Origin of the sequence: Streptomyces sp. NPDC059906 (genome assembly GCF_042730645.1) — a bacterium.
GTDB classification, from domain to species: domain Bacteria; phylum Actinomycetota; class Actinomycetes; order Streptomycetales; family Streptomycetaceae; genus Streptomyces; species Streptomyces rubrogriseus.
Window position 1 is genome coordinate 128475 of sequence record NZ_JBHWKU010000013.1, and the last position, 19212, is coordinate 147686.

The 19212-nt window shown below is 71.6% G+C and carries 19 protein-coding genes and 2 pseudogenes; 7 read left to right on the top strand and 14 right to left on the bottom strand.

Annotated elements, in window-relative coordinates:
* Positions 1 to 11 precede the first annotated feature (11 nt).
* From chvE to ACFV9J_RS21065, 4 genes are all read right to left on the bottom strand, one after another.
* Positions 12 to 1121 (bottom strand): multiple monosaccharide ABC transporter substrate-binding protein, encoded by a 1110-nt coding sequence (chvE, locus tag ACFV9J_RS21050; RefSeq protein ID WP_385356280.1) that lies wholly within the window; start codon positions 1119 to 1121, stop codon positions 12 to 14.
* Between the two features lie 95 nt (positions 1122 to 1216).
* On the bottom strand, positions 1217 to 2188 hold the full coding sequence (locus ACFV9J_RS21055; protein WP_385356282.1) for a hypothetical protein: 972 nt from the start codon (positions 2186 to 2188) through the stop codon (positions 1217 to 1219).
* Between the two features lie 134 nt (positions 2189 to 2322).
* Positions 2323 to 3339 (bottom strand): zinc-binding dehydrogenase, encoded by a 1017-nt coding sequence (locus ACFV9J_RS21060; RefSeq protein ID WP_385356284.1) that lies wholly within the window; start codon positions 3337 to 3339, stop codon positions 2323 to 2325.
* Positions 3336 to 4502, bottom strand: coding sequence for a mandelate racemase/muconate lactonizing enzyme family protein (locus ACFV9J_RS21065; RefSeq protein ID WP_385356285.1), 1167 nt, complete (start codon positions 4500 to 4502; stop codon positions 3336 to 3338). Before ACFV9J_RS21065 ends, ACFV9J_RS21060 begins: the two co-directional genes overlap by 4 nt.
* Before the next feature lie 215 nt (positions 4503 to 4717).
* Between ACFV9J_RS21065 and ACFV9J_RS21070 the strand changes: the two genes are divergently transcribed.
* On the top strand, positions 4718 to 5524 hold the full coding sequence (locus tag ACFV9J_RS21070; protein ID WP_385356286.1) for a hypothetical protein: 807 nt from the start codon (positions 4718 to 4720) through the stop codon (positions 5522 to 5524).
* A 9-nt stretch (positions 5525 to 5533) separates the two neighbouring features.
* On the opposite strand, the pseudogene ACFV9J_RS21075 reads toward ACFV9J_RS21070, so the two are convergent.
* A pseudogene (locus ACFV9J_RS21075) lies at positions 5534 to 5851 on the bottom strand (GNAT family N-acetyltransferase); the annotation flags it as partial.
* Between ACFV9J_RS21075 and ACFV9J_RS21080 the strand changes: the two are divergent.
* Positions 5819 to 6113, top strand: a pseudogene (locus ACFV9J_RS21080) (hypothetical protein); the annotation flags it as partial. The pseudogenes ACFV9J_RS21075 and ACFV9J_RS21080 overlap by 33 nt on opposite strands.
* 105 nt (positions 6114 to 6218) lie before the next feature.
* On the opposite strand, the gene ACFV9J_RS21085 reads toward ACFV9J_RS21080, so the two are convergent.
* Positions 6219 to 7217, bottom strand: coding sequence for a 4,5-dihydroxyphthalate decarboxylase (locus ACFV9J_RS21085; protein WP_385356287.1), 999 nt, complete (start codon positions 7215 to 7217; stop codon positions 6219 to 6221).
* 106 nt (positions 7218 to 7323) lie between these two features.
* Between ACFV9J_RS21085 and ACFV9J_RS21090 the strand changes: the two genes are divergently transcribed.
* Positions 7324 to 7980, top strand: a complete 657-nt coding sequence (locus ACFV9J_RS21090; protein ID WP_385356288.1) for a TetR/AcrR family transcriptional regulator — start codon at positions 7324 to 7326, stop codon at positions 7978 to 7980.
* Positions 7981 to 8118: 138 nt separating this feature from the next.
* Here the strand turns inward: ACFV9J_RS21090 and ACFV9J_RS21095 are convergent, their stop codons facing one another.
* The gene (locus ACFV9J_RS21095; protein ID WP_385356290.1) at positions 8119 to 8574 is read right to left on the bottom strand and encodes a MarR family winged helix-turn-helix transcriptional regulator; all 456 of its coding nucleotides are present in this window, start codon (positions 8572 to 8574) and stop codon (positions 8119 to 8121) included.
* A 125-nt stretch (positions 8575 to 8699) separates the two neighbouring features.
* Between ACFV9J_RS21095 and ACFV9J_RS21100 the strand changes: the two genes are divergently transcribed.
* The 3 genes from ACFV9J_RS21100 to ACFV9J_RS21110 all read left to right on the top strand — a co-directional run bounded on the left by ACFV9J_RS21100 (position 8700) and on the right by ACFV9J_RS21110 (position 11117).
* Positions 8700 to 9722, top strand: a complete 1023-nt coding sequence (locus tag ACFV9J_RS21100; RefSeq protein WP_385356291.1) for an NADP-dependent oxidoreductase — start codon at positions 8700 to 8702, stop codon at positions 9720 to 9722.
* A gap of 93 nt (positions 9723 to 9815) precedes the next feature.
* The gene (locus tag ACFV9J_RS21105; RefSeq protein WP_385356292.1) at positions 9816 to 10235 is read left to right on the top strand and encodes an organic hydroperoxide resistance protein; all 420 of its coding nucleotides are present in this window, start codon (positions 9816 to 9818) and stop codon (positions 10233 to 10235) included.
* Positions 10236 to 10292: 57 nt separating this feature from the next.
* Positions 10293 to 11117 carry an EI24 domain-containing protein gene (locus ACFV9J_RS21110; RefSeq protein WP_385356293.1) on the top strand — a complete coding sequence of 275 codons (825 nt, stop codon included), beginning with the start codon at positions 10293 to 10295 and terminating at the stop codon, positions 11115 to 11117.
* Here ACFV9J_RS21110 and ACFV9J_RS21115 read toward each other — a convergent pair.
* The 3 genes from ACFV9J_RS21115 to ACFV9J_RS21125 form a co-directional block, all read right to left on the bottom strand.
* Positions 11089 to 12369, bottom strand: a complete 1281-nt coding sequence (locus ACFV9J_RS21115; RefSeq protein WP_385356295.1) for a pyroglutamyl peptidase — start codon at positions 12367 to 12369, stop codon at positions 11089 to 11091. The two genes, ACFV9J_RS21110 and ACFV9J_RS21115, sit on opposite strands and share 29 nt — an antisense overlap.
* Positions 12370 to 12650: 281 nt before the next feature.
* Entirely contained in the window at positions 12651 to 13625 is a 975-nt protein-coding gene (locus ACFV9J_RS21120; RefSeq protein ID WP_385356297.1) for an aldose epimerase family protein, read from the bottom strand.
* A 38-nt stretch (positions 13626 to 13663) separates the two neighbouring features.
* Positions 13664 to 14581, bottom strand: coding sequence for an SGNH/GDSL hydrolase family protein (locus tag ACFV9J_RS21125; RefSeq protein ID WP_385356299.1), 918 nt, complete (start codon positions 14579 to 14581; stop codon positions 13664 to 13666).
* 266 nt (positions 14582 to 14847) lie between these two features.
* Between ACFV9J_RS21125 and ACFV9J_RS21130 the strand changes: the two genes are divergently transcribed.
* On the top strand, positions 14848 to 15342 hold the full coding sequence (locus ACFV9J_RS21130; protein WP_003976415.1) for a DUF3145 domain-containing protein: 495 nt from the start codon (positions 14848 to 14850) through the stop codon (positions 15340 to 15342).
* Positions 15343 to 15419: 77 nt separating this feature from the next.
* On the opposite strand, the gene ACFV9J_RS21135 is transcribed toward ACFV9J_RS21130, so the two are convergent.
* The 4 genes from ACFV9J_RS21135 to ACFV9J_RS21150 all read right to left on the bottom strand — a co-directional run bounded on the left by ACFV9J_RS21135 (position 15420) and on the right by ACFV9J_RS21150 (position 19169).
* Entirely contained in the window at positions 15420 to 16709 is a 1290-nt protein-coding gene (locus ACFV9J_RS21135) for a beta-ketoacyl-[acyl-carrier-protein] synthase family protein (protein WP_385356301.1), read from the bottom strand.
* 109 nt (positions 16710 to 16818) lie between these two features.
* Positions 16819 to 17067 (bottom strand): acyl carrier protein, encoded by a 249-nt coding sequence (locus ACFV9J_RS21140; RefSeq protein WP_384967771.1) that lies wholly within the window; start codon positions 17065 to 17067, stop codon positions 16819 to 16821.
* 103 nt (positions 17068 to 17170) lie between these two features.
* Positions 17171 to 18202, bottom strand: coding sequence for a ketoacyl-ACP synthase III (locus ACFV9J_RS21145; protein WP_385356303.1), 1032 nt, complete (start codon positions 18200 to 18202; stop codon positions 17171 to 17173).
* Positions 18203 to 18218: 16 nt separating this feature from the next.
* Positions 18219 to 19169: an ACP S-malonyltransferase gene (locus ACFV9J_RS21150; RefSeq protein WP_385356304.1), complete on the bottom strand. Its 951-nt coding sequence runs from the start codon at positions 19167 to 19169 to the stop codon at positions 18219 to 18221.
* Between the last annotated feature and the right edge of the window lie 43 nt (positions 19170 to 19212).

Below are 19212 nucleotides of genomic sequence, written 5' to 3' on the forward strand. Positions count from 1 at the left end.
AGGGGGCACGGTTAGTTGAGCTGGTCCGCGGAGTAGTAGCCGCCTTCGACGAGGACCTTCTCCCAGTTGCTCTTGTCGACGCTGACCGGCTGCAGCAGGTAGGCGGGGACGACCTTGGAGCCGTTGTCGTACGACTTGGTGTCGTTGACCTCGGGCTTCTTGTCGTTCAGGACCGCGTCGACCATGTTCGCGGCGACCTTGGCGAGCTCGCGCAGGTCCTTGAAGACGGTCTGGGTCTGCTGGCCCGCCTTGATCGACTTCACCGAGGCGATCTCGGCGTCCTGGCCGGTGACGACCGGCATGGCCTTGCTGCCGGAGCCGTAGCCGTCCGACTTCAGGGCGGACAGGATGCCGATGGAGATGCCGTCGTACGGCGAGAGCACCGCGTCGACCCGGGCGCTGCGGTAGCTGGAGGTGAGCAGGTCGTCCATGCGCTTCTGGGCGGTGCCGCCGTCCCAGCGCAGGGTGGTGACCTGGTTGAGGTCGGTCTGCTTGGAGCGGACGACCAGCTGGCCCTTGTCCAGGTACGGCTTCAGGACCTTCATCGCGCCGTTGAAGAAGTACCGGGTGTTGTTGTCGTCGTTGGAGCCGGCGAACAGCTCGATGTTGAAGGGGCCCTTCTTGCCCGCCTTCAGGCCGAGCTTGTCGACGATGTAGCCGCCCTGCAGCTCGCCGACCTTCTCGTTGTCGAACGAGGCGTAGTAGTCGACGTTCTCCGTGCCGAGGATCAGCCGGTCGTAGGAGATGACCGGGATGTCGGCGTCCTTGGCCTGCTGCAGGACGTTGCCGAGGGACTTGTTGTCGATCGCGGCGACGATCAGGGCGTCCACGCCCTGCGTGATCATGTTCTCGATCTGCGAGACCTGCTGGTCCGGGTCGTCCTCGCCGAAGACCAGCTTGGTCTCGAACCCCTTGGCCTTCAGTTCCTTCTCGACGTTGGCGCCGTCGGTGATCCAGCGCTCGGAGGACTTGGTCGGCATCGCGATGCCGACGGTGGCGCCGTCGCTGCCCGACTTGTCCTCCTCGCTGCCGCCCTCGCTGCTCTGGCCGCAGGCGGACAGGGTGAGGGCGAGCGAGGCGGCGGAGGCTATCGCGGCGAGTGCGGCTCTGCGGTTGCGCATGGTCATCATCCTTGAGGTGAGGGCTGGATCGGCGAGGCAGGTGTGTGGGATTGTGCGCGGTCGTGTCGTCTTTTGAGAAGGGAGTTTCCGGAACGTTATGACGAGATCTCGAACCGGTTGAGCGGGCCCGGCAGCCGGGTGCCGAGCGGCGCCATGTCGCCGTCCGCCCCGTGCCGGGCGAGCAGATCGAGGGCGAGCCGACCGCGGCGCACCCGCTCCTTCGCGGTGGCCAGCGTGAGTTCCCGCAGGTGGTGGCCGTACGGATAGATCCCGGGCGCCTTGGACAGGCCGAACTTCAGGTACAGCGGGGCGCCGCGCCGGATCAGCTCGGCGACCTCGTACATGCGGACATAGCCGCCGAGGTCGTCGGGAGCCTCGATGTACATGTCCATCGGCGCGGCCGAAACCCGCCGTATTTCGGTCAGGTGATCCGGCGTCAGGTCGCTGGGGACGTTGATGGAGTCGGCGCCGAGCCGCTCGTACACCGCGTACGAGGCCGGGTTGACCGGACCGACCAGCGCGGAGAGCTTGAGCGTGGTGTCGGCGGGGAGGATGCCGGCCGCACGGGCCCGGTGCAGCGTCCACAGCACGCCCTCGTCGGCGACGAGCAGGCACTTGACGCCCAGTTCGCTCGCCCGCACGGCGTCCTCGACGCACCCGGCGACCGCGGCGTGGCCGCGCGCCCTCAGGCCCGCGCCGCCCGAGTCGGTCCGGGTGGAGCCGCCGATGTCCCAGGTGCCGCGCGGGCCGGTGAACAGGCACAGCTCGATGTCGCGTTCGGCGGTGGCCTCGACCATCTCGGTGATCTCGGCGTCGGTCAGCATCCACACGCCGCTGCCCTGGCTGATCCGGTGGATCGGCACGTCGAGGCGCGAGGACTCCTTGAGCACCACCCCCAGCGCCTCCGGACCCTCGCAGGACGGGATCTCGGTGCGCCAGCGGCCGCCGCCCGGGAAGGAGTGCGGCGAGGCGTCGGCGGGGTCGGGGGCGGGCGCGGCCAGGCCGAGGGCGGTGAGGGCCTGCTCACCGGGCCTGCGTGCGGCGGCCGTGGCGGAAGCGTCGGTCACAAGCGTTCCTTAGTGTTCGATATGTCGGACGAGGTTCGCGGCCGTGGGCGTGGGTGGCGTGGGTGCGCGACGTCCGTTGCGGTGGTGTACGCCGGTGCGCAGGCCGTCAGGTCGCCCCCGCACCGGCGTACGGCTCAGGGGAGGGCGTCCGGGTGCAGCAGCACCTTGCCGACCTTCGGGTCGCCGGCGCCGACCAGCTCGATGGCCTGCGCGAACTCCGCGAGCGGCAGCTCGTGCGTCACCAGCGGCCGCGGATCGAGCAGCCCGGCCGCGAAGACCCGCACCGTGTGCGCCCAGGCGTCCGGCGGCGCCCCGAAGACGGTGTGCACCTCCAGCTGCCGTACGACCAGGTCGGTCGGGTCGAGGCCGTCGGCGCCCGGCGCCGGGATGCCGGTCAGCACCAGGCGCCCGCCCCGGCGCAGCAGCGCGGCGGCCGTGCGGGCGGCGTCCGCGGACCCGGCGGTCTCGATCACGAGGTCGAAGTCGTCCGTCGGCGGCCGGTCCTTGGTCCGGAAGTCGGTCGCGCCGAACTGCCGCGACAGCGCCTCCCGGTCCCCTCGCGTGCCGACGACCAGCAGCTCGGCGGGGGAGGCGGCGCGCAGGAACTGCACGGCGAACATCCCGAGCGTGCCCGTGCCGACCACGGCGACCCGCTCACCGGGCCGGGCGTTCGCCTTCAGCGCGGCGGCGGCGATGCAGGCCGCGGGCTCCAGCAGGGCGGCGGCGGTGAGGTCGGCGTCGTCGGGCAAGGCGTGCAGCAGCCGGGCGGGCAGCGTCAGCGTCGGCGCCATCGCGCCCGGCTGGGTGAACCCGGTCTCCTCGTACCCGGCCGTGCACAGCGTGGTCTCGCCCGCGTGACAGCGGTCGCACACCTGGCAGTTGCGGAAGCCCTCGCCCACCACCTTCCGGCCGACCAGCGAGCCCGGCACCCCGGTGCCGACCCGCTCCACGGTCCCGGACCACTCGTGCCCGGGGGTGAGCGGGTAACGCACGTACCCCTCGGGCCGGTTGCCCTGATAGACCTCGCGGTCGCTGCCGCAGATCCCCGCTGCGTGCACCCGCACCAGCGCCTCGCCGGGCCCCGGTTCACGCGGCTCGTGCGGCACGAGCCGGTGCACCCCCGGCGCCTCGACGACGACGGCGCCGCTCACGCCCCGGTCCCCTTGGGGGCGCGCTTCTCCCAGCCCTCGGCCCACAGGTCGAACCGGGCCTGCTGCTGCGGGAACTCGGCCGCCGCGTCGGTGTCCAGCTCGACGCCGAGACCGGGCGCGTCGGAGAGGTGGAAGCACCCGTCCTCCGGGTCGACCCGCGGCGCGCCCTTGACGACCTTCTTGATCTCCGCGTCCGCGAAGTCGTTGAAGTGCTCCAGGATCTTGAAGTTCGGGGAGGTGAACCCGACCTGGAGGGAGGCCGCCGTGAGCACGGGCCCGCCGACGTTGTGCGGGGCGACCAGCGTGTAGTGCGTCTCGGCGGTCGCGGCCAGCTTCCGGGTCTCCCAGATGCCGCCGATGTGACCGACGTCGGGCTGGATGACGTCCACCGACTGGTCCTCGAACAGCTCGCGGAACTCGATCCGGTCGTGGATGCGCTCACCGGTGGCGACCGGGATGTCCACCTTCTCGGCGACCTTCTTCAACGCCTTGAGGTTCTCCGGCGGGACCGGCTCCTCCAGCCAGGCGGGCTTGAACGGCGCGAGTTCGCGCGCGAGCCGGACGGCGGTGGAGGGCGAGAACCGGCCGTGCATCTCCAGCATCAGCTCGGCGTCGGGCCCGATGGCGTCCCGCACCGCCTCGATCAGCGACACGGCGTAGTTCGTCTGCTCCTGATCCAGCTCGAAGTGCCCGGTGCCGAACGGGTCGATCTTCAGGGCCCGGTACCCGCGCTCCATGACCCCCTGCGCCGCCTTGTGGTACGCCTCCGGCGTCCGCTCGGTGGTGTACCACCCGTTGGCGTACGCCTTGACCTTGTCGGTGACCTTCCCGCCCAGCAGCTGCCACACCGGGACACCGAGGGCCTTGCCCTTGATGTCCCAGCACGCCATCTCGACGACCGCGATGCCGGACATCACGATCTCGCCCGCGCGGCCGTAGTCGCCGTACTTCATGCGGCGGACCAGGTCCTCGACAGCGAACGGGTCGGAACCGAGAATGTGGTTGGCCTCGGCCTCCTTCAGGTAGCCGAGGAGCGCGTCGGTGTGCCCCAGCATCCGGGTCTCGCCGACTCCGGTGAGGCCCTCGTCGGTGTGCACCTGGACGTAGGTCAGGTTGCGCCACGGCGTCCCGACCACGTGTGTGCTGATTCCGGTGATGCGCACGGCGGCTGCCCTTCATTTTGTTCGATATTTCGTCACTCGTTCGAAATGCTGGCGTGACAGTAAGGACGGGGTGCGGGGAGTGTCAATGGGTCGGACCCATAACGGTTTCGGCAGTTTCGAGGCGGGGGAGGAGGCGCCGGCGAAGTGCTTCCCCACACAACTTTCACAGTGGCCTCTAGGAACGCGCCCGTCCCGGAACTTAACCTTCCCGCGTCATGGACTACTGCCACCCGTGCCGACGGCACCTCAACGGCGCCCTCGCCTGCCCGGGCTGCGGCACGCCCTGCCACGAACTCCGCGCGTCGGACGACGCCCTGACGGCGAGTGAGGCCTTCGACCGGCGATACGGGGTCGAGCCGGCGGCGGCCGACGACACCCCCCGGGAAGCCCCGGGGCGGAAGCGCGGCGACGACCCGGACGGGACCCCCGACGAGGACGCCGACGGCCCCACGCACGGGACCCTCGACGAGGACCCCGACGACGCCACCCCGCCCGGCGCCCGCTCCAGCCGCCGTGACCGCAAGGCCGCCGCCCACCGCAGGCGCCGCCGCCGGACCCTGCTCGTCGCCGCGGGCTTCGTCCTGGCGGCCGGGGGACTGAGCCTGGCCGAACTCGGCATGGACGCCCCGCACTCCCCGGAGAAACCGGCCGCGGCGGGCGGCGAGACGACGGACGGCGAGGCGACGAGGGAGGTGGGCGAGGCGTCGGCGGTCCCCGTCGACGACGCCCCGGGAACGACCGCGACCTCGGGCACGCCGTCCCCCGGCGCATCGGCGTCGGCAACGGTGTCGGCGTCCGCTTCGTCCTCACCGGAGACAGAAGAGTCGGAGTCGGCAAGCGAGTCCGACGCCGCCGGCGCCTCCAGCGCACCGGCCCCGAGCACCACCCCACCCGCGAACCCGGACCCGTCGCCGCCGGAGTCGCACGACGACCCGCCCCCGACGACGACCCCCACCCCGCCGGAACAGCCGGACCCGACCCCGACGGAGACCTGCGACCGCTTCCTGTGGTGGTGCACGTAGGAGTTCCGCTCACGCGGAGAACCTGTACCCGGCGAAGTCCGCGACGCGGCGATACCCGATGCGCTGATAGAGAGCGTTGCTGGTGGGGTTGTCCGGGTCTGTGAACAGGACGACGTCCGTGGCCCCCGCGGCCAGCGCGGACCTGCTCACCTCGACCGTCACGGCTCCGGCGTAGCCACGGCCGCGGCGGTGGGCCGGGGTGTAGACGGGGTCCACCCGGACCATGCCGCCGACGACCGGGGTCGCGGCCGCCATCGCCACGGGGGTGCCCTCCGGGGTCTCCCACAACGTGAAGTGCCGGTCGCCGAAACGCGAGTCGTCCCAGGAGACGTCGACGACTTCCTCGGCCGAGCCGGCGGATTTCTGTCCCCGCGTCCCGCCCTGCACAACACGGCACTGACGGACATCGAGAAGTTGCGGATACCCGGGGCAGCCGAACATGGCGCCGCAGCCTGCGTCTTCGGTCGACGCCAACGTCGTCGCGGACCGCGACACCGCCGAGGACCGTGCGCACGTCGTCCGCTGGTGCCGTGAGTTCTGCGTCGACGTCGGGGAGCAGCACTCCATCGACCTGATCGGCGCTGGCGCGCGGACGGCGACGCGGGAGCCGGTCGGGACGCGGTGCGACGTTGCTGGTGAACATGGTGCGAGGCCTTTCCCGGAGCGACGACGACCGGAGGGCAAAGGCCGGGTATCAGGTGTCGAGCAGGCCGGGGACAAAGATGTCCTCGGAGGTCAACAGCCTTTTGGACAGGCCCTGTTCGTAGTGGTAGCGCAGGAAGGTGTCGACGGCCTTGCGGTTGGCGCCGACGCCATAGGGCCACCAGTCCTCGCCCAGCAGCGCACGGTTCTCGTCGAAGAGTTCACTGAACCAGGGGGTGATCACGGACATGTGCTGCTTCGCGGCGCCGGCCCGGTACCGATCCTGCACGATCTCCTTGGCCCGTTTGAAGGCGCGGTAGACCGATTCCACCAGGCCGGGCTCGGCGGCCAGTTCCCGGCGGATCGCGACGACGTGCATCATCGGGAAGATGCCGGTACGACGGTAGTAGTCGCGCTCGACGGCCTCGTAGTCGGGGAAGAGCCGGCGGATCTTCCGCGTCGAACCGTCGAGCAGCCCCTGCGGCACGTCGACGGAGAGCAGGGCGTCTATCTCCCCGTTTTCGAGCATGGCGCCCAGAGTCTGCTCGCCCTCGGTGTGGCGGACGTGCACCCCGTCCGGGACGGGCTGGGGGATCCAGTCGAAGGAGGGGATGGGGTGGTCGGTGCCGCCGATCACCCAGTTCATCCGGTCCGGCGTCACCCCGAATTCGTCGGCCAGGACACCCTTGTTCCAGACGCCCGGGTCGTGGCCGTACAGCGCGAACTCGCCGACGGTCCGGCCCGCCAGGTCCTCCGGCCGCTCGATCCCGCTGTCGGTGTTCACGAACCACGCCGAGTGGCGGAAGTTGCGGTTCGGGAAGATCGGCAGAGCCAGGAACGGCGAGTCCTCCAGGTCGAAGGCGCGCAGGAAATAGGTCAGCCCGAACTCGGCGATGTCCAGCTCGCCCCTGGCCATGCGCTGGAAGAGGTCGGAGACGAGCGGCGAGGTCTCGAACGTCGCGCTCACGTCCTCGATCGTGACCCTCCCGTCGAAGAGGGGTTCGGTGTGTTCGTACCGGTAGACACCCACGGAGAGGCTTCGATCGGCCATGGCAGGCCCCTTCTGTTTACGCGAATGAGCTTTCACTTTTAGACTGGAACCGCGACACGTCAATGTCAAGGCGAATGGTCGTTCACGTTCGAAGGAGGGTCCGCCCGTGCCCCGCATCACCCCTGCTCGCCGGGAGGCGAACCGTGCGCAGATCATCGCCGCGGCGCGGCGATGCTTCGCCCGCGACGGTTTCCACCAGACCTCGATGCCCGACATCGCCGCCGAAGCGGGCGTGGCGGTCGGCGCCCCGTATCGCTACTTCACCGGCAAGGACGAGCTGATCCTGGAGATCGCCGGGGAGGCGTTCCGGCTGATCTTCGATCCGATCGGGCGCATCGTCGAGGCGGCCGAGGGCGTCACCGCCGCCGATCTGGTCGAGGCGGCGACGGCCCCGGTGAGTGGCGACGAGGCGGTGGACGGGGCCGGCAACACCGTTCCGGTCGACGAGCTCTTGCGCTGCGCAGTCCAGTCGTGGGCCGAACTCCTGCGCAACGAGGGGCTGCGGCAGCGCGCCAACGAGGGCTTCGAGCGGGTCCGCGGGCGCGTGGCGGACGCGCTGCGCACCGGTCGGTCGGCGGGCACCGTGCCGGCCGGGCTCGACCCCGAGCGCGGATCGCGGGTGGTCATGGCGCTCCTGCACGGGTTCGTACTGCAACGCACGGCGTTCGGACTCGAAGACACCGTCGGCTTCGCGCACGAGGTCCGGCTTGCCCTTGGGGATGCAGGCGTACTGAAGGAGGGTGGGCGACCGGACGGCGAGTGAAACGCGAGCGCGGTGCGCTCCTGGCGGCGATCGGGCGGAAAGCGGTCGCCGTCGGCGAGCCGGTCCGTTCGTCAATGGGCGGCCTCCCCGGCACCCTTGCTCGGCGAGACGCTCCCTCAGGGTCGTCCACGGTGGCGGTCAGCCCTCCGGCGAGCCCTCCCCGACCATCAGGCGCAGCGCGTCCCGCAGAGCCACCCGCTCCGCCTCCGACAGCCCCGCCAGCGGCTCGCGCGCGAAGCGCAGTGACTCCCGCAGGCCCCGGGCCACCCGGCGTCCCTCCTCCGTCGCCGCCGCGACCTTCACCCGGCGGTCGCCGGGGTCGGGGCGGCGCTCGACCAGGCCGCGTGCCTCCAGCCGGTCCACGATCCCCGTGACGTTCGACGGCTCGCACTTCAGCTTGTGGGCCAGCTTCCGCATCGGCAGCGGCTCCAGTGACAGCAGGCTCAGCAGCTTGGCCTGCGCCCCGGTCAGGGCGCGCTCCGCCGCCGCCTCCTCGTAGTCCGCGTGGAAGCGGGCCACGACCTCGCCGATCAGTTCGACGACTTCAAGGGTGAGAGCGTCGGGTCGGCGCGTGGTGTCGCGTGGTGTGGCCATGGAATCCAGGGTACCCATTTGTTTGACAAGCTGAAATGTTCAGCCGCATGGTTGTTTCAGAGCATGAAGCATTCTCGGCAAGCAAGTCCAGGCAAGTCCGAGCAAGCCCCCTGGAAAGGTGCCCCATGACCGACTCCCCCGCCCTCCCCGCCGTCAACCGCGCATGGCACCTGGTCACCCGCCCGGTCGGCTGGCCGAAGCCCGAGGACTTCGCGCTCGTCGAGGCGGAGGTCCCCGCCCCGGGCGCCGGGCAGGTGCTGGTGCGCAACCTGTACGTCTCCGTCGACCCGTACATGCGCGGCCGCATGAGCGCCGCCAAGTCCTACGCCGCCCCCTACGAGCTGGACAAGCCCATGCTGGGCGGCGCGGTCGGCGAGGTCGTCGCCTCCAACGCCGAGAACATCGCCGTCGGCGACCACGTCCTGCACTTCCTCGGCTGGCGCGAGTACGCCGCCGTGGACGCGAAGAGCGCCGTCAAGGTGGACCCGGACGCCGCGCCCCTGTCGACGTACCTCGGCGTACTCGGTATGACGGGCCTCACCGCCTACGCCGGCCTGCTGCGCACCGCCTCCTTCAAGGAGGGCGACTCCGTCTTCGTCTCGGGCGCCGCGGGTGCCGTCGGCAGCCAGGTGGGGCAGCTCGCCAAGCTCAAGGGCGCCTCGCGGGTCATCGGCTCGGCCGGCTCGGACGAGAAGGTCAAGCTGCTCCTCGACGAGTACGGCTTCGACGCCGCCTTCAACTACAAGAACGGCCCGGTGAGCGAGCAGCTGCGCGCCGCCGCCCCGGACGGCGTCGACGTCTACTTCGACAACGTCGGCGGCGACCACCTGGAGGCCGCCATCGGCTCCCTCAACCTGAACGGCCGCATCGCCATCTGCGGCGCGATCTCCGTCTACAACAACACCGAGCCCGCGCCCGGCCCGAAGAACCTCGCCCGCCTCATCCAGACCCGCGGCCGCATCGAGGGCTTCCTGGTCGGCGACCACTACGACCTCCAGCCGAAGTTCGTCGAGGAGGTCGGCCCCTGGGTCCGCACCGGCGAGCTGAAGTACCGCGAGACCGTCGTCGAGGGCATCGAGAACAACCTGGAGGCGTTCCTCGGGGTCCTGCGCGGCGACAACACCGGCAAGATGATCGTCAAGCTCTGACTTCCCGAAGATTCCGGCATGCGGTAGCGTCTTTCCGAAATCCGCCGTGATCGTGGGCGCGAGTCACGGCGGACCTAGGAGGAAGACACCCGTATGCCCATCCAGCAGTCCGAAGTCCTCTACACCGCCGTCGCCACCGCCGAGAACGGCCGCGACGGCCGGGTCGCCACCGACGACGGCAGGCTCGACGTCGTCGTGAACCCGCCCAAGGAGATGGGCGGCAACGGCGCCGGCACCAACCCGGAGCAGCTGTTCGCCGCCGGGTACAGCGCCTGCTTCCAGGGCGCCCTCGGCGTCGTGGCCCGCCAGGAGGGCGCCGACGTCTCCGGCTCCACCGTCACCGCGAAGGTCGGCATCGGCAAGAACGACGACGGGTTCGGCATCATCGTCGAAATCTCCGCCGAGATCCCGGCGGTCGACGCCGCCACCGCGCGGTCGCTGGTGGAGAAGGCCCACCAGGTCTGCCCGTACTCGAAAGCGACCCGCGGCAACATCACCGTCACGCTCGTCTGACCGGGGCCGTGCCGGGACCGGAAACGGTCCGGCGCGCCGACCGGTAGAGTGCCGCCCATGCGTGATCTTGGGGCGGGGTTCGGCCATCTGCTGAAGGGCCAGCGCTGGGTGGCCCGGCACGGCCGGAGCTACGGCTTCGGGCTCGTCCCGGGCCTGATCACCCTGGTCCTGTACGTGGGCGTGCTGGTCGCGCTCGCGCTGTGGGGCGAGGACTTCGTCGCGTGGGTGACCCCCTTCGCCGACGACTGGTCGAGTCCCTGGCTCGGACTCTTCCGCGGCTTCCTCACCGCCGTGCTGTTCGCCCTCGCCCTGCTCCTCGCCGTCCTCACCTTCACCGCGGTGACCCTGCTGGTCGGCCAGCCCTTCTACGAGGCCCTCTCCGAACGCGTCGACCGCGACGCCTCCCCGGACGGCACGGCGCCCGAGTCCCACCTGCCGCTCTGGCGCGAGCTGTGGATCTCCGGCCGCGACAGCCTGCGGATCCTCGTCCGCGCCGCGCTCTGGGGCGTGCTGCTCTTCGCGCTCGGCTTCATCCCGGTCGTCGGCCAGACCGTGGTCCCGGTGGTCGGCTTCTTCGTCACCGGCTTCTTCCTCACCGAGGAACTGGCCGCCGTCGCCCTCCAGCGCCGCGGCGTCGAGCTGCGCGAACGCCTCGCCCTGCTGCGCTCCCGCCGGATGCTGGTCTGGGGCTTCGGCACCCCGCTGGGCGTGTCCTTCCTGGTGCCGTTCGTCGCCGTGTTCCTGATGCCGGGCGCCGTCGCCGGCGCCACGCTCCTCGCCCGGGAACTGCTGGGCGAGGAGACGCGCGACGGCGCCGACGACCCGTCCGATGGCGATACCGCCGATCCTTCACTCAGCCCCGGTCGGGCCCCGCGGCACTGACCGCCACGCCCACGATCGCCCGCGTCTGCGCCACGATGTCCAGCCTGTTGCGCACGAACTCCGGGTCGGTGACCGCCCCCGTCGCCGGATCGGTGTTCCCGGTCCCGAACCGAAGCACCGGCGTGTGCACGTGCCCGCCCGGCAGCGCGCCGTGCAGCCCGAGCCGGTCCCGCAGCAGCGTCGCGCGGTAGGCGATCTCGTTGGAGAGGTAGTTGCCGCCGCCGCCCTCCCGGGCCGTCGACCCGGGCGTGGGCCCGTCGGGCCGTACGACCGGCTCGTCGCCGCCCACCGGAATCTCGGTCACGGTCGTGTTGTCGTACACCGGGAAGCGTCCGGTGTCCGCCGCCGTGATCGCCGCGTACGGCAGCGTGGTCGTCGTCCACTGCGGCTGCGAGGCCGGGTCGGCCACCGGGACCGTCTCCGTGCGGGAGACGTTGTCGTTGTCCGGGAAGCCGCCCCGCCAGGCCCCGTTGGTCCGCTCCACGTCGAACCGGCCGACCCGGCCCTGGCTCACCGTGGTGAACAGGTCCACCCCGGGCAGGTACGGCCGCAGCGCCCGCTCCACCGTCCCCTCGGCGAAGTCCGCCCAGCGCACCGGGAACACGGCCGTCTCCACCCGGGCGGGACCCTCCGGGGTGTCGATCACCGTGCCGTCCAGGGCGAGCGCGACGGCGCCGGACGGGTTGGAGATCCGGATGTCCCGGTCCAGCGTGAAGGGATCGAAGCCGGTGAGCAGCACCCGCTTCATCCCCTTGCCGTGCCCGCCGCGCGGCAGCCGGAGGTCGGTCTGACCGCGCGAGGCGCGCTCCAGCTCCGTCAGCAGCGCGGCCCGCTGCCGCTCGCCCAGACCGAACCCGGGCTCCCAGGTGCGCAGTTCGCGCGTCATCCCGAGCCGCGCCCAGTACAGCGGCCGGTCGTCGTCGCGGCTGAGGTCCCCTCGGGCCGGACCGCGCCCCTGTACCCGGTCCACCGCCCGCCGCCACAACGCAGAGCCCTCGCGCGCCACGACCCGTCGGGCCTCGCGGTAGGAGTCCGCCCGCCCGAGCCCCCGGGCGAACGCCGGCGCCACCGCGGCGAATCCGGAGCGCCGCAGGATCTCCCGGGGCACCTCCCCGTCGAGCCGCCGCTCCTCCACGGTCGGTGCGGGGGCGGCACCTCCCGCCTCGGGAGCCGCCGTCGCCGCCGTGGGGGCCGCGAGCCCCGCCACCAGGGCCAGTCCGAGTACGCCGATCCGAACACGTATGGGTCTCAAGGGAGTCCAGGTCCTTCCGTCGCCGTGGGGTGCTGCCGGAACGGCGGCAGTATCGCGTGGCGGAAGGGGTGGGCGCCATGGCGCATGGCCGACCGACTCATGGCCGTTTGTGAAGGGTTCGTACGAACTCCTGATCGGATGCCCGATCACGGACCGCCGGATCAGCGCGGCGATTAACGTCGGACCGGGACGCCCGCGAGCGCGCCGTCCCCATGAACAGCCCCGGCCCGGGACCTGACGGCCGGGCCGGGGCTCAGCCCCTCCCGTCGCCCCGGGGCGGCCTACCGGCGCACCGAGAAGCCGTACACCGTCTCCGAGCGGAACACCTCGCCCGGCCGCAGCACCGTGCTCGGGAAGCCGGGACGGTTCGGGGAGTCCGGGAAGTGCTGGGTCTCCAGCGCGATCCCGTCCCCGGGGGCGAAGGGCTCGCCCAGGTGGTCGGCGGTGTACAGCTGGAGGCCCGGCTCGGTCGTCGCCACCGTGAGCACCCGCCCCGACGCCGGGTCGTACAGCTCGGCGACCTCCTCGGCCGCGTCGGTCACGCCCTTGTCCAGGACGAAGTTGTGGTCGTAGCCCGAGCCGACCTTGCGCGCCCGCCGGAAGTCGAAGCGCGTGTCCGTCACGTCGTCGAGGCCGCCCGTCGGGATCAGACCGGCGTCGACGGGCGTGATCCGGGAGGCGGCCAGCCGCAGTTCGTGCCCGCCCGCGTGCCCGGAGCCGCTCAGGTTGAAGTAGCTGTGGTTGGTCGGGTTCAGCACGGTCGGCGCGTCCGTGACCGCCGCGTAGGCGATCCGTAGCGCGCCCGACCCGTCCAGCGTGTACGTCACCGACGTCTCCAGGCGCCCCGGGAAGCCCTCCTCGCCGTGCGGGGAGACCCGGCTCAGCCGGACGCCTTCCTCGACCGCCGCCACCTCCCACACCCGCTTGTCGAAGCCCCGCGCGCCGCCGTGCAGCGTGTTGGGCCCCTCGTTGAGCGCCACCGCGTGCGTCCGCCCGTCCAGCGGGAAGCGCCCGCCCGCGATCCGGTTGGCGTACCGCCCGACCAGCGCGCCGAAGTACGGCTCCGGGTGCGCCACGTAGCCGTCCAGGTCCGCGAACCCCAGGACCACGTCGGCCGGGTGACCGTCCCGGTCCGGAACCTCGGCCGACTGCACGATCCCGCCGTACGACAGGACCCGTACCCGTACGCCGGCCCGCTCCAGGGTCCAGCGGTGTACCGGGGTGCCGTCGGAAAGTGTGCCGAAGAGTTCGCTCATGTCCGGAACTCTAGGACACGCCCAGGTCAGCGGCCGGGTCAGGGACTCTTCGCGGTGACCGCGCGGTAGGCGATCTCCGCCAGCCGCGCCTGGCCGTCCACACTGGGGTGGAACCAGTCCCAGTGGCTCAACTGGTCCGTGCCGAACCGGAACTCGTGCACCGCTCCGTCGTCGGTGCGGCACCGCCGGTCCTTCGCGCAGACCTCCCGCAGCACCTCGTTGTAGTCCGCCACCCGGTCGCGCACCGTGTTGCGCCGCAGGGTGGCCGCCGAGTCCAGGGAGTCCGCGTCGCCCAGCATCGACGGGCACAGGCCGAGCTTCCACACCTGCTTGCCCAGCGGGTTGGTGCGGCCCTGGGACCAGAGCCGCTTGAGGTCCGGGATGCTCGACACGTACACCTGCGCCTTGGGGAGCTTCTCGCGCAGGGTGGTCATCGCCTCCTGGAACTGCGCCCGGAAGTCCGCCACCGACGTCATCGCCGAGGTCGTGGACCGGCACGCGTCGTTCGCCCCGGCCATCACCGCCACCAGCTCCGGCTTGCGCTGCGCCGCCCGCGTCACCTGAGCGGTCAGGTCCGCCATCCGGGCCCCGGTGACCGCGTAGTTCCAGCTGTGCTCGGCCGCGTCCGCCTTGCCCAGCAGCCGTACGGCCAGCGAGTCGACCTTCGCGCTGCTGCCGGTCGCCCACGACACCTCCGGGCAGTCGGACAGCACCGCGCAGGCGTCGAAGCCGCGCGTGATGGAGTCGCCGACGGCGGCGACGGATGCCGGGCTGGTGTCCCAGGCGGGCGCGGTCCTCGTCGGCTTCGACGGGCTGCCGGAGGGAGCGGGGGAGTCGCCGCCCGCGGCGTCGCAGCCCGCCGCACCCACGCCCAGGACGGCGGCGGTCAGGGCGGCGAGCGCGACACGCGCCCGGCGACGGCCGTACCGCGTCCGCTGGTCCGTCCCTCGCCCCATACCGGTCCCACCCCTCGCCTCGTGCCTCCACCGTGCTCAACCCATGACACCGCGCGAGGGTTCCCGAGGACGGCGATGCAACGGCTCACACCCGTACAAGCGTCCTGCCGGGTGAATGGCGGAGGTTTGTCGGCGGCGGGACCGACGGTACGTCACACTCCTTGCCCCGCCGCACGGTAGCCTCGCCATCAACGTGGCCCGCCCGGTCACGGCCGTTCCACCCGTTCCACCCGTTCCGAGAAGTCCCGCTCAGCCCGGAGGTTCCGGTGACGACACGTGGAGTCCTGTACGTGCACTCCGCGCCGCGCGCGCTCTGCCCGCACGTCGAGTGGGCCGTCGCCGGGGTGCTCGGCACGCGCGTCGGCCTGGACTGGATCCGGCAGCCCGCCGCGCCCGGCACCTGGCGCTCGGAGTTCTCCTGGCAGGGGCAGGCCGGCATCGCCTCCAAGCTCGCCTCCGCCCTGCGCGGCTGGCAGCTGCTCCGCTTCGAGGTCACCGCGGAACCCTCCGCGAACGCCGAGGGCGAGCGCTACAGCTGCACCCCCGACCTCGGCATCTTCCACGCCGTCACCGGCATCCACGGCGACATCATGATCCCCGAGGACCGGCTGCGCGCCGCCCTGGTCCGCTCCCAGCGCGGCGAGACCGACCTCGAGTCGGACATCGCCAAGCTCCTCGGCAAGCCCTGGGACGACGAACTGGAGCCCTTCCGCCACGCCGGCGAGGGCGCCCCGGTCCGCTGGCTGCACCAGGTGGTGTGACACCCGCCCGCCCCGCGCACACGAGGAAGGCCCCCACCGACCGGTGGGGGCCTTCCTCGTACGTACGGCTACGTCGCTCAGACCGACCGGAACGCGAGAACGACATTGTGCCCGCCGAAGCCGAACGAGTCGTTCAGCGCGGCGATACGGCCCTCCACCGGGAGCTTGCGGGCCTCCCCGCGGACGATGTCCGCGTTGGCCTCGGCCTCCGGGTCGAGGTTCTCGACGTTGACGGTCGGCGGTGCCACCCGGTGGTACAGCGCGAGCACGGTCGCCACGGACTCCACGCCGCCCGCGCCACCGAGCAGGTGACCGGTCATCGACTTGGTGCCGGAGACCGCCATGTGGTCGACATCGTCGCCGAGGACCTTGCGCAGCGCCTTCAGCTCGGCGATGTCACCGGCCGGCGTCGAGGTGGCGTGCGCGTTGACGTGCACGATCTCGGCCGGGTCCAGGTCGTTGCCGTCCAGCAGGTTCTGCAGGGCGGCGGAGATGCCGCGGCCCTCCGGCTCCGGCTGCACGATGTCGTGGCTGTCGGCGGAGATGCCCTGGCCGACCGCCTCCGCGTAGACGCGGGCGCCGCGCGCGGCGGCGTGCTCGGCGGACTCCAGGACCAGGACGCCGGCGCCCTCGCCGAGGACGAAGCCGTCGCGCGCCGTGTCGAAGGGGCGGGAGGCGCCCTGCGGGTCGTCGTTGTTCTTGGACATCGCCATCATGTTGCCGAACGCGGCGATGGGCAGCGGGTGGATCGCCGCCTCCGTGCCACCCGCGACGACGACGTCGGCGCGGCCGGTGCGGATCATCTCGATGGCGTAGCCGATGGCCTCGGCGCCCGAGGCGCAGGCGGAGACCGGAGTGTGCACGCCCGCACGGGCGCCCACGGCCAGGCCGACGTTGGCGGAGGGGCCGTTCGGCATCAGCATGGGAACGGTGTGCGGGGAGACGCGTCGGACGCCCCGCTCCTTCAGCACGTCGTACTGGTCGAGCAGCGTGGTCACGCCGCCGATGCCGGAGGCGATGACCGCACCGAGCCGGTCGGGGTCGACGTGGGCCGCGCCGTCCTCGGCGGGGCTCTCGCCCGCCTTGCCGGCGTACCCGGCGTCCTTCCAGGCCTCCTGCGCCGCGATCAGCGCGAACTGCGCCGAGCGGTCGAGGCGGCGGGCCTGCGGCCGCGGAATGACCTCGGAGGGGTCGACGGCGGCCGGCGCGGCGATGCGGACCGCCTGGTCGGCGGCCCACTCCTGCTCCAGGGGCCGGACGCCGGACCTGCCGGCGACCAGACCCTCCCAGGTCGAGGCTGCGTCGCCACCCAGCGGTGTGGTTGCGCCGATACCGGTGACGACCACGGTGCGATTGGTCGAGCTCACGGGAATTCTTTCTCCAACGGGATACGGATTCGTACGGCGCCACCGCCGGGCGGCGGGGCAGTCTGCCCGGATCTGCCCGGTACCCGGGTCATGCCCGAGTATCGGCGGATCAGGCCTGGTGGTCGAGGATGTACTTCGTCGCGTCGCCGACCGTCTTGAGGTTCTTGACGTCGTCGTCCGGGATCTTGACGTCGAAGCGCTCTTCGGCGGCGACGACGACCTCGACCATGGACAGCGAGTCGACGTCCAGGTCGTCGGTGAAGGACTTGTCCAGCTGGACGTCCTCAACCGGGATGCCGGCGATCTCGTTCACGATGTCCGCGAGACCGGCGACGATCTCTTCCTGAGTGGCGGCCATGATGGCGCTCCTTCTTGGTTGTCCAAAGGGGTGTGGCGGCCCGCCGCGTCGCGGCGGGCGTTGCTGCTCTCCGTCCCGGACCGCATGATCCGGCACGGAGTGCCTAGGGGAGGGTAACGACCGTCGCGGCGTAGACGAGACCCGCCCCGAAGCCGATGACGAGCGCGGTGTCGCCGCTCTTCGCGTCACCCGTCGCCAGAAGCCGCTCCATCGCGAGCGGGATCGAGGCGGCCGAGGTGTTGCCGGTGGTGCGGATGTCACGGGCGACCGTGACGTGCTCCGGCAGCTTGAGCGTCTTCACCATCGAGTCGATGATCCGCACATTGGCCTGGTGCGGGATGAAGACGTCCAGGTCGTCCGGGCTGATCCCGGCCGCGTCCAGCGCCTGCTGCGCGACCTTCGCCATCTCGAACACGGCCCAGCGGAACACCGCCTGGCCCTCCTGCGTGATCGCAGGAAACTTGACGTTGCCCTTGGAGTCGAGGGGCAGTTCGGAGACGTCGCCGATCCTGAAGCGGTCCCAGGAGACCGTCTGCTTGATCGTTTCGGCCTTGTCGCCCTCCGAGCCCCAGACCGTCGGGCCGATCGCCGGCTCCTGGGACGGGCCGACCACGACCGCGCCGGCGCCGTCGCCGAACAGGAAGGCCGTGGCCCGGTCCTCCAGATCGGTCAGGTCGGACAGCCGCTCCACGCCGATGACCAGCACATACTCCGCCGAACCTTCGACGACCATGCCCTTGGCCAGGGTCAGCCCGTAGCCGAAGCCCGCACAGCCGGCCGAGATGTCGAAGGCCGCGGCCTTGTCCGTGCCGAGGCGGTCGGCGATCTCGGTGGCGATGGCCGGGGTCTGGGCGAAGTGCGACACGGTCGAGACGACCACGGCACCGATCCGCGAGGCGTCGATCCCGGCGTCGGCGAGCGCCTTGCCGGACGCCTCCACCGACATCGCCGCGACGGTCTCCTCGGGACCGGCCCAGTGCCGGGTCTCGATGCCGGAGCGCGAGCGGATCCACTCGTCGGACGAGTCGATCGTCTCGAGGATCACCTCGTTCGGCACCACCCGGGTCGGACGGTATCCGCCGACGCCGAGGATGCGCGCGTACGGGGCGCCCTTGCTGGGCTTGATCTTCGACATGCTCTCGCGCTCCTTGTCAGGCCTGGATGTGCTCGGCGACGAGCTCACGGGCCGCGTCGAGGTTGTCGGGGGTCTTCAGGGCCAGCGTCCGCACGCCGGGCAGCGCCCGCTTGGCCAGCCCGGTCAGCGTGCCGCCCGGACACACCTCGATGATCGCGGTGACGCCCAGCTCCTTGAACGTCTCCATGCACAGGTCCCAGCGCACCGGGTTGGCGACCTGGCCGACCAGCCGCTCCAGCACCTCGGCACCGGAGGCGACGGCCCGCCCGTCCTTGTTGGAGACGTACGTCACCTTCGGGTCGGCCGGCGTCAGCGCCTTGGCGGCCTCGGCGAGCTTGTCCACGGCGGGGGCCATGTGGCGGGTGTGGAACGCGCCGGCCACCTTCAGCGGGACGACCTTGCGGACACCCTCGGGCTTGTCCTCGTTCAGCGCGGCCAGCTGCTCCATGGTGCCCGCCGCCACGATCTGACCGGCGCCGTTCACGTTCGCCGGGGTCAGGCCGAGCCGCTCCAGGTGCGCGACGCTCACCTCGGGGTCGCCCCCGAGCAGCGCGGACATGCCGGTCTCGGTGACCGCGGCGGCCTCGGCCATGGCCAGACCACGGCGGCGTACGAGGGACAGCGCGGCGGTGTCGTCGAGGACGCCCGCGAAGACGGCGGCGGTGATCTCGCCGACGCTGTGGCCGGCGACCGCACCGGGCGCGAACCCGGAACCCGTCGCGTCAGCGACAGATGTCTGCGTACCGAGTGCCGCGGCGGAGAGGATTCCGGCGGCGACCAGCAGCGGCTGGGCCACGGACGTGTCTCGGATCTCGTCCGCGTCGGCCTTGGTGCCGAAGTGGGCGAGATCGAGTCCGATGGCGTCCGACCACGCGGCGACGCGGTCGGCGGCGCCGGGGAGGGCGAGCCAGTCAGTCAGGAAGCCGGGCGTCTGGGCGCCCTGGCCGGGAGCGACGAGTACGAGCACTCTCACACTCTCTCTTGAGGACGGCCACGACCGCCCGTGGGGA

Coding starts and splice junctions, on each gene's coding strand:
- ACFV9J_RS21085 (WP_385356287.1), bottom strand. CDS start 7,217: ATGGCCGATCGAAGCCTCTCCGTGGGTGTCTACCGGTACGAACACACC.
- ACFV9J_RS21110 (WP_385356293.1), top strand. CDS start 10,293: ATGCGTGATCTTGGGGCGGGGTTCGGCCATCTGCTGAAGGGCCAGCGC.
- ACFV9J_RS21125 (WP_385356299.1), bottom strand. CDS start 14,581: ATGGGGCGAGGGACGGACCAGCGGACGCGGTACGGCCGTCGCCGGGCG.
- ACFV9J_RS21120 (WP_385356297.1), bottom strand. CDS start 13,625: ATGAGCGAACTCTTCGGCACACTTTCCGACGGCACCCCGGTACACCGC.
- ACFV9J_RS21145 (WP_385356303.1), bottom strand. CDS start 18,202: ATGTCGAAGATCAAGCCCAGCAAGGGCGCCCCGTACGCGCGCATCCTC.
- chvE (WP_385356280.1), bottom strand. CDS start 1,121: ATGCGCAACCGCAGAGCCGCACTCGCCGCGATAGCCTCCGCCGCCTCG.
- ACFV9J_RS21070 (WP_385356286.1), top strand. CDS start 4,718: ATGGACTACTGCCACCCGTGCCGACGGCACCTCAACGGCGCCCTCGCC.
- ACFV9J_RS21100 (WP_385356291.1), top strand. CDS start 8,700: ATGACCGACTCCCCCGCCCTCCCCGCCGTCAACCGCGCATGGCACCTG.
- ACFV9J_RS21105 (WP_385356292.1), top strand. CDS start 9,816: ATGCCCATCCAGCAGTCCGAAGTCCTCTACACCGCCGTCGCCACCGCC.
- ACFV9J_RS21140 (WP_384967771.1), bottom strand. CDS start 17,067: ATGGCCGCCACTCAGGAAGAGATCGTCGCCGGTCTCGCGGACATCGTG.
- ACFV9J_RS21095 (WP_385356290.1), bottom strand. CDS start 8,574: ATGGCCACACCACGCGACACCACGCGCCGACCCGACGCTCTCACCCTT.